The organism is Raoultibacter timonensis (assembly GCF_022845715.1).
Lineage (GTDB): Bacteria > Actinomycetota > Coriobacteriia > Coriobacteriales > Eggerthellaceae > Raoultibacter > Raoultibacter timonensis.
The window spans coordinates 1,598,614-1,612,967 of the sequence record NZ_AP025564.1 but is presented as its reverse complement, the minus strand read 5'-3'; the positions used below and the strand labels follow the sequence as shown (position 1 = coordinate 1,612,967).

Sequence of the window (14,354 nt, the reverse complement as noted above, 5' to 3'; positions counted from 1 at the left end):
TAGGTATCGGAGGTTTACTGGTATCGAGGAACCTCGTAGCGCAAGCCGCTGTCCTTGAGCGAGACGTTGCTGTAGCTGTAGAACTCGCTCATGATGCGGGCGATGCTCGACGGCCAGTAGATATCGGTTGCGTACTGGTGCCACACCTGCGAAGACGAAACGGCGCGCTTCACATCCCACTTCATCTTGTACAGCGTGTTCTGCGCTCCCGATACGCCCGCCGACGAGACCGTCGGGTTGACGTAGTTGTTCTTGATCCATTCGGCTGCCCCGAGTATGGCCTTTTCGGGAGTCGTCCACCCCTTGCTCTTCGCCAACGCGGCACCGCCGTTGTTCGGATCGATGTCGTAGGCGCCGATGCCGTAGAAGTTCAGATATCCGCTGTAGCCGCTCACCGTTCCTTGGGCGAGCTTCGAGCAGCCCCAGCCGCTCTCGAGTGCGGCATGGCACACCAAGTACACCTCGTTGATGTTGTACTTTTTCGCTGCAGCGATGAAGTACGCGCCCGTGTTTCGCAGCTTGCTCGTAACGCCATACGCTCTTTCAGAATAGCCGACCCGAGACGCGATGAACGCATCGAGCTGCGCTGCCGACATGCCGGAGTACCCGTCGGACAAAACAGCGAACTGCAAAAACGACGACGTGCCGTACATGCTCGTCGCAGGATCGAGGGCGCTGCGCACTTCCGACGTCGTCAGCGAACCGTTATAGGGTTTGGTCGCACTATACTCGAGGCTCGTAAGCCGATCGAGCCCGATCGCGTAATCAGTGTAGGAGATGCTTACGTCATCAAGGCTCGATATGATCTGATTGCGCACCTCCGTCGATACCGAGGGGGTGCCGCCGAAGAACTTAAGGCTGGTCACCGACCCTTTGCTCGGCAAGAGCGCGTTGAGGCAGGGGTTGTACGAGGCCGAATCGACCAGCAGAAGCACCGAGCCATCCTTGCCCTGCAACGCGCCGCCGCCGAGGGCATCGTTGGGCGACGTGCCCGTAGCGAAAGCCGCGCCGTTCCACGTGCACCCGGCGTTGGAAACCGCCCACGTTGCGATCTTCGAACTCGTATCGTAGCGATCGGCACCCTCAAGACGGGTTGTCGAGGCGGCGCCCCCAACCGCCGAAGCGGAAACGCCCTTGAGATACGCTGCGGTGGCGGTAGAGACGCGGTTCGTGCCGCCGAGCAGGATGGGTGCGTTCGCAAACAGGTTCGACTTCGTTTTGGCAGCGTTGCCGAGCGCCCTTTCCTGCGCCTCGGTGAATCCGCCGGCTTCGGTTGTCAAGAAAATCGGAATCTTCTGCTTGTAGGCAGCGGGCGCGAACGAGAGCGCATCGGTGAAGTAGTACCCGGATGTGGCGGCCACGTACCGGCTGCCGTCCCAGAGGTTGTTGTCGATGCCGTACTGGTAGATCGCGAGCTGGGTGCCGAATCGATCGGCTCCCTCGAGGCGCTCCACGGCGAGGCCCTTGCCTTCGAGCTGCTTCTTGACGTTGGCGCTCACGGTCGGCTCGCCGCCCACGATGATCGCCTTGGTAGCCCCGATCTGCGCGATCGCGTCGGAGGTCGACGAGGCGAGGGAGTCCGCCGGGGTGAGGAGCACCGGGCATTCGAGGGCGCCCGCGAGGCTCGAAGCGGCGAGCGCGTCGGGCCATCCGTTGCTCCCCGCAACGATGACGTACTCCGATTTGCTGGCCGACCAGCCGTAGACGGCCTGCTTGGCCGCCGTGTCGTAGCGGTCGGAACCCGAGAACAGCGCAACCGAAGTATCGCCGGCCGCCAGCACCTCTACGCCATCGGAGGAATCCAGCGAGAGCGCAGAAACCGATCCGCCGTCGAGCGCGGCAAGCGCCTCCTCGATCTCCTCGCTTGTAATGGCGCTCGCATAATCGCCCGTCTGCTCGAAATTCGAGTCTGCGATTTCACTCGATTCGGTTTCCTCGGACAGCCCTTCTGGAGCATCGTCGGATGATGCCGCCTTATCATCCTGCACCGAATCCTGAGCCGAATCGTCGGTCGGGGCGCCGGCGTTCTCGCCTGTCGCCTCGTTGGCTGGAAGTCCTTGCGAGTCAACCGGCTCGCCATCATCTGCATAGGCGTACGGAACCATGCCGAACGCCAGCGTAAGGGAAAGCAGGCACGCGAGGACCTTTTTCGGTCGGCTCGTTTCTGTCAAAACCATATCGTTCACCTTTCTTCGTTCGGTCGGACTAGCTCGCAATGCCATCGGCTATGCCCTTGGCAACCTGATCGATCCTGTTCTTGTACGTATTCACATCGCTCTGCTTGTCGATGAAGCATATTTCGAGCAGGACAGCGGGCATGCCGCTGCATACCGCAAGCTCCATCTTCTTCTGCCCGCGATCCGCAAGCCCCATGGCGCTCACGAGCGGCTTGTGCACCTTCGACTGCAAACTTGCCGACATCCAGCTCGCATTGTACGTGTGAATATACGATTCGGTTCCCGATCCGCCGCCTGCATTGAAGTGTATCGATACAACGAGGTCGCAACCGAGCGCCTTGGCTTCGGCCTGCCTGAGCTTGTACCAGCCGCCTTTATCGTTGACGTACACGTCTATGCCTTTGCCCCTCAACTCTGCACCGACTTTCTGCGAGAGCTCCTTCGTGAGAGCCCATTCGGTGGTGCCCGATCCCGTGGCACCGGTGTCAAGCGCGCCATCGTTGCTGGAGTTCGGCCCGTGGCCCGCATCGATGTACACCTTCAATCCGACGATATCGGAGTACGAGAATCCGAATTTATCGGCAATGTCCATGCGCACCGTCATCGGCACAGAGGGTTTGCCGCCGAAGAACTTAACCGTCGAAACCTGACCCTTATCCACTGCCGCGATCACGGGATTGTTCGGAATGTCGGCAACGAGCAGGAGCACCGATTTATCTTTGCCCTGCAACGCGCCGCCGCCGAGTGCGTCGTTGGGCGACGTGCCCGTAGCGAAAGCCGCATCGTCCCATTTGAGGCATTTGGCATCGTTCACCGCCCACGATGCAATAGCAGCGCTTGTCGAATAGCGATCGGAGCCGGCCAAACGCTTGGTGGAGCCAGCGCCGCCCGCACCCGATGAAAGGCCCTTGAGATACCCGTCGGTCTCGACCGAAACACGGTTTGTGCCACCGAGCAGGATCGTCTGGTTGGCATACAGGCTCGACGAGTTCTTTGCGGCATCGGAAAGCGCGCGTTCCTGTTCTGCGGAAAGGTTGCCCGCCTCATCGGTGAGGAACACCGGGATTTTAAGCTGGTAGGCTACCGGCGCGAACGAGAGCGCATCGGTGAAGTAGTACCCGGATGTGGCGGCCACGTACCGGCTGCCGTCCCAGAGGTTGTTGTCGATGCCGTACTGGTAGATCGCGAGCTGGGTGCCGATACGCGTGGTTCCCTCGAGGCGCTCCACGGCGAGGCCCTTGCCTTCGAGCTGCTTCTTGACGTTGGCGCTCACGGTCGGCTCGCCGCCCACGATGATCGCCTTGGTAGCCCCGATCTGCGCGATCGCGTCGGAGGTCGACGAGGCGAGGGAGTCCGCCGGGGTGAGGAGCACCGGGCATTCGAGGGCGCCCGCGAGGCTCGAAGCGGCGAGCGCGTCGGGCCATCCGTTGCTCCCCGCAACGATGACGTACTCCGATTTGCTGGCCGACCAGCCGTAGACGGCCTGCTTGGCCGCCGTGTCGTAGCGGTCGGAACCCGAAAATGCCTTCATCGCATCGCTTGACAAGGGGGTGTATTCCGCTTCGGAAAACAACTCGACCGCCTGCTCGTCGACGGTGTTGACTTCACCGCTTGCAATTGCAGCTGCAATCTCCTCCTCGGAAAGATCCGACTGGTCCTCCTCGACAGTCGCCCACGCCGGCATCGCCCCCACGACGAGGGACAAGGCGACAACAAGGGAAAACGCTGCCGCCGAGAAGCTCGTTCTACGTTTCTGGTTCATGTTAGCCTCGTTTAATTCTCTCGGTGCACTATATAACTGCGGCATTATAACACGCCTCTGATCAAGCCTTTTCTTTGATAAGCACGCGTACATGTTTACCTCTGATTTTTTCCATATCGCAGCATGTGCGAAACGAAAACGGGACAGACCGATTTGGTTCGCAAAGCAAACCCCGGCAAACACCGCATTAAGAACCGCTACGATGCCTCGGGAAGCACGATCCGGTACAACCGCATGTCCCCCCGGCTCAAGACCACCTCGAAGCCAGCCGTATCGTCGTCGACGCGATCTATACCGAACCAATCCTCCTCTTCATACGAAAAAAGAAAATGGTTACCGTCCGTCCGGCCATCGAGATCGAGCTTCACGAGATACTCGGCTCCGATCGCTTCAACCGCTTCCGCAACCGAAGGATCGAACGCTATCACATCAAGGCTTCGCCTTACGGTTTTGCTCACGTCGCTCTCGTCCGACCCCCCGTAGCTCGATACGTATCGATAGTAGACGTTCAAATCGTCGATGCCGTAGGCGAACGTCGTTCCATCGTTCGGCTCGTTGAGGACGACCGCATCTGCGGGCACGATGCTTTTCACTTCCTCGATGAACTCCATCTCCTCCGGCCCGTACATCTTGACGCCTCCCAGGCCATAGGCCATATGCAAGAAGTTCTTCTCCGCGCCGAAGGCCGATGTTGCCGAACCGTCTTCGTCGGGGGGATAAAACGGGTAGAAGTTCACCGCCGCGAAGCCTATCGCCACAACGCACGCAACGACATACGCTGCCGGACGATGGCGCTCCATCCGGCCGAACGCCGCTTTGAGCAGCCGCCTCAAAGCCGCATACACCTCGTAGAGACCCAAAGCCGCAAGGGGGACGGCAACGATCGCCATGTTGGCAGCCAAGCGAAGGGCGTCGGTGTACCAAAACCCCGTCAAAAGCTGCTTGAGAGGTCCGTCGAACGACGCTGTCGTAACGTACAGAACGCACAAAACCACATACGAGCAGGCTATCCAGCGGCACTCCTTGCGCGCCAGAGCGCCGATGAACCCGATCAGCACAACCACCCCGAGAGCCGTTTGCGGCAAGGTCTCTTTCGATCCCACGAACAAGACGTTGGCAATTGCCTGGGAGAAATCGGCGAATGCCGGCCACGAATACGACGTAACGCCGCCCATGAACGGAGCCCGGTATAGCACGACCCATGCTGCAGCAACCGCCGCAACGAACAACCCGCACGCAACCGCCACCCGCACGGCACGGGAGACGCCCTTCGGAAACGACGTTGCACCGGCAAACCGCGCAACGAGTTGGATGCACAGCGGCAAAAGAACCGCACCCGCCGTAAAGGCGGCGTTCGGCTGCGTAAAGGCAAACGCTACAAGCGCCGCAAAGAAAAGAGCACCGGCAAAAAACCGTTTCCGCCGATCGAGTTCAGCATCGCTCGCAGAGATAAAGAGAGAGAGGGCTGCAGGCAGCAGAGAAAAAGCGGCCAGATTCGGGTAGAGGGGCCCCCAAGCAAGGAGCTTCCATGGAAACGTCGCAAACGCCAGCGCAACGAATGCTCCGAAAAACACAGCGGCGCGGTTTTCGGGGAAGAGCTTGCTGAGCAAAAGGAACATCCCCGTTGGAAACACTACGGCAACGAACAGAAAGTTCGCCGCATTCGCCCCAACGGCGATGGGGACCCCAAGCGCATTCACCATGAGAGCTGCAACGCAGTGCCAAGCTGACGGGTAGAACGCACCGCTCGAAAACGGTGCCGGAAAATCCGTGATGTTGACCGGATACAGCGTGCTCGACAGAGACGACCAGATGCCGGAATCGACAAACGCCCGTATCGAATTGAGATGGTGGACGTTGTCGAACTCCTGGACATACGAACCGGCGTTCTCGAACGTCCCCATGAAGACGCAACTCGTAACGACGACTCCGACGAGCGCATAAAGACCGAAGCATAGCCAATCGCGAAGAGGCTCCTGCACTCCGGCGTTCTTGCGACCGCATCCAGACCCGCTATCGGCGGCGCATCTTCTCGCCGCCAATCGAAAAGCCAAATGCAGCAGCAAGCCAACGGCAAGCGTCGGACCGACCAGCGCAGCCCACGAACAGGAGACGTTGATCTTCTCGTAAAGAATCGGAAGCAGGCTGTAGGCGACGATCGTCACGATCGGGGCGCACGCCAAACATGCGATGCGCGATATGCCAAAGGCGCGAAGCACAGCGAACCCAGGAATATAAATGAATAAAAACCCCACGAAAACCGCGAGAAAAAACAAATCCCACATACAACCCCTCACATCGCAGCAAAGCCCGCTGCGCTACCCGCAATGATCCCAGAAGGGAGTTTCGACCGAAAAAAGCCGAGCCCAACTCGCACCGCTTCACCACCGTCGCTACAATCCGAAAACGAACCGCAGCTACGAAGTATACCTATCGGGTTCGCGTTTTCCTAGCGAAACGCGCCGAAGCGGGCCGATATCATGCGCGAAGGATGGAAAGCACCGCCGCGCGCACCGAAGCAGAAAGCGTATTCTCGGATCCGAGCCAATAAACCGAACGAACCTGTCCTGACAAGGCAGCGGGCCCAACCGCCGCATATCCCCCGCCGTCCACCAGAAGCACTGGCGTACGCAACTTGGCGCACAGGGGTCCGCCCGCAAGGGCGTCGGGAAAATCAAGCGCCGTCGCAAAAACGGCCGATTCGTAGGTAAACCCTTTCCCCGACCGGGTAACCACCCAATCGGCAATAACGGCCGATGTTCCGTACCGGCTGTCTTCCTGCCCGTTCCCAATGCCCCCCGCTAAACGCATCGAGGGGATCGAAGCCCCGCTCAGCGCAGCGTCTACTTTGTTCGAGACCGAGCCGTATCCCCCCAGAATCAATACCTGCCGATAGCGCGCCAATTCGGCGAGCGTTGCCGAATCGGGAGTAGCCGATGGCGAGATCAGAAACAGCGGCGAACCCGTCGAAGCGGTGAAAGACGACATCGACAAGGCATCGGGGAAATCGTCGCCACGCGCGATGACGGCAATATCGCTCTGAGCGCCGGCGCGGGCGGCAGCTTCCCGCAAAAGCCGCGCCGTGTCGTAGCGGTCGATCCCCTGGATACGGCTGGAGCTGGAAACGAGCGAAGCAACCGAGCGCTCTACCGACGAAGACAACGAGTTCGTTCCGCCGACGAGAATAACCTCCGTGATCGAAGGCGTGTTCTTAAGATAGTCGGCCACCGCAGGCGATAGGCTTTTCGGCCAGCAGGAAACAACAGGATAGCCCTTCGCACCTGCCAGCGTCGACGCGGCCAGCGCATCGGGGAAATCGTCCGCCCGCACGAGAACGATGCCGCATGGACCGCTCGGGTAAGCCGCCTTCGCGACGGCGATGCTCGTAGCAACCCGATCGGCGCCGGAGAGTTCCATCGATGTTATGTCGGATTGCTCAGGCGGTGCCGTCGTCAGCGCCTCGACAACCGCTGCGTAAGCATCGACCTTGCCCCAGCCGAAATAATCGTCTCTGCCAAGGTCGCCGGCATCGACTGCGGTACGGTAGAGAACCTGCCTGAGCTGGTCTACGGTAAGGTTCGGATTCGCCGAAAGAACGAGGGCGCAAACCCCCGATACGATAGGCGCCGCCATCGAAGACCCCGATTTCATCCCGTATGCGTCGACACCCGTATTGAGCGTACTGCAGATGCTCGTTCCCGGAGCAGCGATATCCTTCCCCGCCCCGTGATCCGAACGGCTATCGATATCGCCGGTCGACTTGTACCAGGTAACCGACAAAACGTCGGCGTAATCGGCGGGATACGAGGCGTCCGCTACGCCTTTGTTCCCGCCCGCGCCGACGATCACGATGTTTTTCTCCGCAGCCGCAACAACGCTCCTTTCAAGCGCAGGATCGTGCACGTAGGTGCCCATGGAGATGTTGACGACGCGAACGTCGCCGAGCCGCATGATATAGTCGAGCGCCTCGACGAAATCGGCCGTAGTGCTCTTGCCCGCATACGATCCACTCGCATGGACAACATTGATCGGTACGATCTCGGCGTTAAACGACGCTCCCGCCGTACCGATCGCATTATCGGCATCGGCAGCTATGAGGCCAGCCACATGGGTGCCGTGACCGTACGCATCCCACGCCGCAGCGCAGCCTTTCATATCGGTCACCGTGTTGTACGCGTTGCCGAGATCGATGTTGTTCTTGAGATCGAGATGGTCGGTTCTCACGCCGCTGTCGATAGTGGCAACCCGAACTGTTCTTCCGACCTTAGCGAGATCCCACGCCTTGAAAGCTCCCACGTCGTCAAGATGCCACCAATCGGCTCGGCTGCCGGACAGAACCGGATCGTTGGGTATGTAATCTGCGGTGTACAGGTAGTTCGGTTGCGCGTATACGATTCCATCGGACTCCATAAGCTCATCGATCTTGCTGGCGACCGATGCACCATCCGCAATCTCGACCGCAATGGGCTTCTGCTGGCGAAGAGAGGATGTCTCTATCGTCTCGGTCGGCACAACGCCTGCCGAAGCAAGCGCCTCCTCGATAGCATCAGCGGATTCATCGGGTGAAACCGCTACGATCACTTCGTCTTCGACGTAAAGGGTCCCGCCTCCCGATTCATCCACTTCGGGCACATCACCATCCGACAAAAGCTCGGCAAACGGAACCATCGTCGATTCGTCAACGGATTCGGCACCGACCTCCGGATCGGATACGGATTGTGCGATCGGGTTCTGCTCGAACGCATCCTGATCCGCCCATGCGGCCGTAGGGGTCGCACCGAGCACAAGCGCACATGAAACGATTAGCGAGAAAAGTATGCGAAAACGGGCCATGGTCCTCTTTTCGGCGGGCGGGAACAGCGAGCAGTCCGCTCCGATAATGCAAACCGCAACCGCCATTGTGCCACATACAATTTACGTCATTACCTGTCTTTGGCGAAAAATCGCCGAAAAGCACGAGGCTGCCTACGATTCGCGCTCGGATTGCGTACCCGCATCGAGAAATATCTTGCGCGTCACGAAGTTCCACACCATCACGATGGCGGTTACGACGATCTTCGATATGCGGTAATCGACGCCGAGCATATCGACGCCGAGCCATAGGCATGCGTTGTTGATAAGAAGCCCGATAACCGAAAGGACGACGAAGATGGCGAACTCGCGCCGACGGCTCATGCCCTCCCTGTGCGCGAATACGTAGCGCATGGAAGCCAGGTAGTTAAACACCACCGATACCGTAAACGAAACGGTAGCGCTGACAAGGTAATCGATGCCGAATACTTCGGTTAAGAAAATGAGCAGACCGTAGTCGATGGCGAACGCGATGACTCCGACAACGCCGAACTTCATGATCTGCGCGATTAATCGTTTCATGTCGTTGAGTTTTCCGAACTTCCTTCTCCGGTGAAAAACTCATTCATTTTGTCATAAACGTTCTGGATATCAAGGGGTTTGCTGATATGGGTATCCATTCCACACGCCAAACTCTCGCGAACGTCCTCGGCGAACGCGTTCGCCGTCATCGCGAAGATCGGCACGCTTTTCGCATCCGAGCGCTCCATCGCCCTGATCGCCTTCGTTGCCTCGTAGCCGTCCATCACCGGCATCTGCACGTCCATGAGCACGAGGTCGAAATGGTGCGGATCCGACGAAGCGAACGCATCGACCGCCTCCCGCCCGTTCGTCGCCGTTTCCACCGCGGCTCCCGTCATAGACATGAGCTCGGCTGCGATTTCCAAGTTGAGCTCGTTGTCCTCGACTACGAGAATCGTCTTGCCGGCAAAATCATGCACCCGGGTTTCGGCGGGCGCCGAACCGGTTCGCCCGTTGGCGAAAGAGCGCTCCGCGACGCGATCGTCGCGCACATGCCCGAGCGCCGCAATGATCGACGATTCGAACAGCGGCTTGCCGATAACCTCGGTTGCGCCCACGCGTTTCGCCTCGTTTTCGACCGCACCCACATCGTAGGCGGTGATGAGCACGACCGAGGCTTTCCGCCTGCCTTCTATCGCACGGATCCTGCGTGCAGTCTCCACCCCGTCGATACCGGGCATCTTCCAGTCGATGAAGCACAGACCGTACGGAGTCCCATCGGCCTGAGCGCGCTCGGCCATGCCGACGGCATTGCTTCCATTTGTCGCCCAATCGGCATCGATACCGAGCTTTGCGAGCATCAGGGTGACGTGCTCGCACGTCGCCGGCTCGTCATCGACCACAAGCACGCGTACGTCTCCGAAGCTCTCGATCATCTCATCGGGAGCTTCGGACAAGTCGTAGGGAAGCTCGACCGCAAACGAAGAGCCGACCCCCTGCTCGCTGGTCACGCGAATGCTTCCGCCCATGGTTTCGGCAAGCCGCTTCGTGATGGCGAGCCCGAGCCCCGTGCCGCCGTACTTGCGGGACACGTCGGCGTTCTCCTGCTCGAACGACCTGAACACCTTGTCGATGTTTTCGGGTGCGATCCCGCATCCGGTATCGACCACCTCGAAACGCAACCAATTGCGGCCATCGCCCTTATCCGCTTTCGAGAGCCGAAGCTGCACGGTTCCGCCCTTTGGCGTGAACTTGAGCGCGTTGGAGAGCAGGTTGTACACGATCTGGTTGATGCGCAGCGAGTCGGCGACGATGTCCTCGTCGACTTCGCCGAGGAGAATCGTCTCGTAACCGACGCCCTTCTCGCTTGCCTGAACGTGGAACACCGCAGTGATCGACTCGATGAGCCTTCGGAAATCAAACCGCTCGCGCTTAATCTCGAGCTTGCCGCTTTCGATTTTCGACATATCGAGGATATCGTTGATGAGGGACAGCAGATGGCTCGACGACATGGTTATCTTCTGCAGGCATTCCTCCATCTTCGCCTCGTCGTCGAGGTGGTGCGCAGCGATGTCGGTCATGCCGATGATGCCGTTCAACGGCGTTCGGATCTCATGCGACATCCGGGAGAGGAAATCGCTTTTCGCCATGTTCGCATGCTGGGCCGCAAGCGACGCCCGTTCGGCGCGCTCCTTCTCCTCGCGCAGACGCTTTTCGTTCTCGCGGATGAGGAAGTACGAAAACACCGCCGAAAGCGCGAGAACCGCAAAAACGGCGAAAGCCACAAGCGCGATGTTTCGCGTGAGCGTCGAGCCGAACGCGCTCACCTGTTCGTCGATAACGTTGTAGGGAACCGCTGTGTACAAATACCAATCGGTGTTGGGAATGGGCGCGAGATACAAATACTCGTGCATGCCGTCGAACACGAGCTGCGTTACAAACACGGTTTCGCTGTCGAGCGCGGCGCGGATATCGTCAAGCGTATGCCCCCCGCCCAACACCGCATGTTCGCTGAACAGATCGAAGACGTTGTCGTCTTCGGGCGCTTGGTACTTTGCCGGCGAATAGAGGATATAGGTGCCATCGCGGGAGATGATGCTCGAGTGAGAGTTGCCAACATGGCGGCTCATGACAAGCTCGCTGCCGAGTACCGACGTTTCAAACGATGCGATCGCTCCGATGAATTCCGTATCGCCGTAGGGCACCGCATCGATCGAATCCACGCACACGATGTCGGACACGTCGAACGGAACCTCGGAAGACGAGATCATGGAAGGACCCTTGTCGAGCAATGCGAGCACCGCAGAGGCATCGTAGTCCCCCTCGAGATACCCGTTGGCCGAAAAGCAACGACCCTGTTCGTCGACCAAATAGAAGGTTTCGAAGCCGCTCTCCCGCTTCTGCTCGGCAATGTAGTCCTTCAGCCCGTCCTCATCGACATCCATGTAGCGAAGGGCGGTGGCGATCGCATCCATCTGATCTATCTTGCTGTCTTTGCCCGCATCAAGATATGCGATCGTTTGAGAGCTCAACTCTTCAAGGTACATGGTGTTGATCTTCTCGATCGTGACCTCAGCCTCGTCGTTGGAGGTTGCCGAAGTGAACGCAAGGATAAGAGCGAGCGCCATGACGATGAGGACGACGATGCCCGCAAGGCGCCGCTTGTCTTTATGCTTGTCGTTTTCTTCCATACCGATACACCCCGATCGCCGTCGGAGCCGACTGCGCGACTCCGGAAGTCGAGCTATTGTAACATGTAACCTTTTAATGGGAGATAGCGCTTCGCCGTAGAAACTATGGCAAAACACCCGCTGAGAACACGCATGGACGACGGTTTGTGTACAATGGGCTCACGAAACCAACATCGGATCGATCCGCCGCCCAGGCGAAGGAAGAGGAACCGGACACCGTGAGAGAACACGCTGCCGGCGACAGCGCGACCGTCGCCGTCCTGATACCGTGCTACAACGAGGCAGTAACCATCGCCAAGGTCGTCGACGACTTCAGACGAGAACTGCCCGAGGCGACCGTCTACGTGTACGACAACAACTCCGCCGACGGCACGGCCGACGTCGCGCGGGCGCACGGGGCCGTGGTGAGGACCGAGCCGCGACAGGGTAAGGGCAACGTCGTGCGTCAGATGCTGCGCGACGTTGACGCAGATTACTACGTCATGGTCGACGGGGACGACACCTACCCCGCCGAAGCCGTGCGCGAGCTCCTTGCGCCGCTCTTCGACGACCGAGCCGACATGACCGTCGGCGACCGGCTCTCCAACGGCACGTACGGCGAGGAGAACGACCGCGCGTTCCACGGGTTCGGCAACGACCTCGTACGTACGCTCATCAAGTGGATCTACGGCTTCGAGTTCTCCGACGTGATGACCGGTTACCGCGCGTTCAACCGCGTGTTCGCCAAGACCATGCCGGTGCTCTCCCCCGGCTTCGAGATCGAGACCGAGCTCTCCATCCACGCCGTCGACAAACGCTGGCGCGTCGTCGAGGTGCCCATCGCCTACCGCGACCGGCCCGAGGGGTCCGAAAGCAAACTCGACACCTTCTCAGACGGTACGAAGGTGCTTCTCACCATCGCATCGCTGTTCAAGGACTACCGCCCGCTCGCGCTGTTCTCGTGGGTGGCGCTCGCGCTGTGTGCCCTCGGCCTCGCTGCCGGCGTCCCCGTCATCGTCGAGTTCGCGCAGACCGGCCTCGTGCCCAAGCTCCCCTCGGCGCTCTTGGCCGTGGCCTTCGTGTTCGCGGGCCTCCTGAGCTTCTCGTGCGGGCTCATCCTCGACACGGTGGTCAAGGGCAACCGCAAGGAGTACGAGCTCGAGGTGACGAGAGTCTACGAGGAGATGCGGAGAAACGCGCACCAGGCTAACGCGCATCAAAAGCAATAAGGTGGCGGCAAGCGGGGTTTACGTGTCCCGACGACCGTTTCCCTATGAATCGCTTGCCGCCACCTTATTGGAGATAGTATCAAATACGCAGGTCAAAAGACAGATCTATCTTCCTTGCCCCTTTTCGGGGAAAATGGGTTGTTGGGCGTTTTTCCTTTTTCTGTTCCGCAAGAATTCTTCGTAAAAACCCCGAACCTGCAGTAGAATATCCGTCATGCGCTCAAATCCCTTGAAATACGCCCTCATCGTCTTTTTAGCCGGAGCAAGCTACGGCGTTATGGCCACCACGGTGAAATTCGCCTATCGCGAAGGATTCGCCTGGACCCAAACGGCCGCGAGCCAAGCGTGCTTCGGCGTGTTCATTTTCGCCGTCGTGTTCATCGTTCGTGCGCTCATGGGAGCCAAGGGCGTCGCGCTTGGGCCCCGACGGGTTCTGCGGCTCCTCGGGCTCGGCATGACCACCTGTACGACCTGCCTTCTCTACAACTTCTCGCTTACCATGCTCCCCGTTTCGGTTGCGATAACGCTCCTGTTCCAGTTCACTTGGATCGGCACGGTCATCCAAATCGTAACAACGCGACGTGCACCGAGGCCCGCCGAGCTGGCCGCCGTCGCCATCATCCTGCTCGGAACGTTCCTCGCAAGCGGCGTCTTCGAAGCGAATCTGAACCCCGACCTCAATCCCCTCGGCATCCTCTGCGGCCTGCTTTCGGCGATCAGCTGCGCTGCCTTCGTATATCTCTCGGGCAGAATCGAAACCGAGATGCCGTCCATTCAACGCGGACTCATCGTATGCTGCGGTGCCGCGATCCTCGCGCTCATCGCGTGCCCCGACTACTTCGCTTCCGGCGCGCTTCAGGCGGGAATCTGGAAATACGGTCTCATCCTCGGCTTCTTCGGCCTGTTCGCACCGGTTATTCTGTTCGGCATAGGGACACCCCATCTTCCGGCCGGCATATCGACGATTATGGCTTCGTCGGAGCTGCCCGCAGCGATCCTCATATCGGTGTTCGTCTTGCAGGAGCCCATCAGCGCGCTGCAGGGCGTCGGCGTCGTTGTCATCATTGCAGGCGTCGTCGTTTCGCAGCTTCCGAACCTCGTGAAAAGCGCCCGCGAGCGCAGTGCGGCCGGATAGCCGCGTGCTCGCAAGGAAACGCATGCTAACGGCTCGGTAAATTAGCACGGTACTTCGCATCGCACTGTG

General features: G+C 59.4%; 8 protein-coding genes. 2 read left to right on the top strand and 6 right to left on the bottom strand.

The features are described 5' to 3' along the window. Positions 1–14: 14 nt before the first annotated feature. From MWL89_RS06445 to MWL89_RS06420, 6 genes are all read right to left on the bottom strand, one after another. Positions 15–2,177, bottom strand: a complete 2,163-nt coding sequence (locus MWL89_RS06445; protein ID WP_244412242.1) for a cell wall-binding repeat-containing protein — start codon at positions 2,175–2,177, stop codon at positions 15–17. Between the two features lie 28 nt (positions 2,178–2,205). Further along, the gene (locus tag MWL89_RS06440) at positions 2,206–3,939 is read right to left on the bottom strand and encodes a cell wall-binding repeat-containing protein (protein WP_244412240.1); all 1,734 of its coding nucleotides are present in this window, start codon (positions 3,937–3,939) and stop codon (positions 2,206–2,208) included. 197 nt (positions 3,940–4,136) lie between these two features. Next, on the bottom strand, positions 4,137–6,224 hold the full coding sequence (locus MWL89_RS06435; protein ID WP_102378478.1) for a DUF6541 family protein: 2,088 nt from the start codon (positions 6,222–6,224) through the stop codon (positions 4,137–4,139). A 193-nt stretch (positions 6,225–6,417) separates the two neighbouring features. Continuing rightward, positions 6,418–8,772, bottom strand: coding sequence for a S8 family serine peptidase (locus MWL89_RS06430; RefSeq protein ID WP_244412238.1), 2,355 nt, complete (start codon positions 8,770–8,772; stop codon positions 6,418–6,420). Between the two features lie 132 nt (positions 8,773–8,904). Next, positions 8,905–9,312, bottom strand: a complete 408-nt coding sequence (locus tag MWL89_RS06425; protein WP_102378480.1) for a GtrA family protein — start codon at positions 9,310–9,312, stop codon at positions 8,905–8,907. Next, positions 9,309–11,942, bottom strand: a complete 2,634-nt coding sequence (locus tag MWL89_RS06420) for a hybrid sensor histidine kinase/response regulator (RefSeq protein WP_244412236.1) — start codon at positions 11,940–11,942, stop codon at positions 9,309–9,311. The genes MWL89_RS06425 and MWL89_RS06420 overlap by 4 nt, the downstream gene beginning before the upstream one ends. A 218-nt stretch (positions 11,943–12,160) precedes the next feature. Between MWL89_RS06420 and MWL89_RS06415 the strand changes: the two genes are divergently transcribed. Together MWL89_RS06415 and MWL89_RS06410 are read left to right on the top strand one after the other, a co-directional pair. After that, entirely contained in the window at positions 12,161–13,150 is a 990-nt protein-coding gene (locus MWL89_RS06415; protein WP_244412234.1) for a glycosyltransferase family 2 protein, read from the top strand. Between the two features lie 214 nt (positions 13,151–13,364). Continuing rightward, positions 13,365–14,285, top strand: coding sequence for an EamA family transporter (locus MWL89_RS06410; protein WP_244412232.1), 921 nt, complete (start codon positions 13,365–13,367; stop codon positions 14,283–14,285). Positions 14,286–14,354 lie beyond the last annotated feature (69 nt).

Excerpts from the sequence above, each read along its gene's own strand:
- MWL89_RS06445 (WP_244412242.1), bottom strand. The coding sequence starts at position 2,177 with ATGGTTTTGACAGAAACGAGCCGACCGAAAAAGGTCCTCGCGTGCCTG.
- MWL89_RS06440 (WP_244412240.1), bottom strand. The coding sequence starts at position 3,939 with ATGAACCAGAAACGTAGAACGAGCTTCTCGGCGGCAGCGTTTTCCCTT.
- MWL89_RS06435 (WP_102378478.1), bottom strand. The coding sequence starts at position 6,224 with ATGTGGGATTTGTTTTTTCTCGCGGTTTTCGTGGGGTTTTTATTCATT.
- MWL89_RS06430 (WP_244412238.1), bottom strand. The coding sequence starts at position 8,772 with ATGGCCCGTTTTCGCATACTTTTCTCGCTAATCGTTTCATGTGCGCTT.
- MWL89_RS06425 (WP_102378480.1), bottom strand. The coding sequence starts at position 9,312 with ATGAAACGATTAATCGCGCAGATCATGAAGTTCGGCGTTGTCGGAGTC.
- MWL89_RS06420 (WP_244412236.1), bottom strand. The coding sequence starts at position 11,942 with ATGGAAGAAAACGACAAGCATAAAGACAAGCGGCGCCTTGCGGGCATC.
- MWL89_RS06410 (WP_244412232.1), top strand. The coding sequence starts at position 13,365 with ATGCGCTCAAATCCCTTGAAATACGCCCTCATCGTCTTTTTAGCCGGA.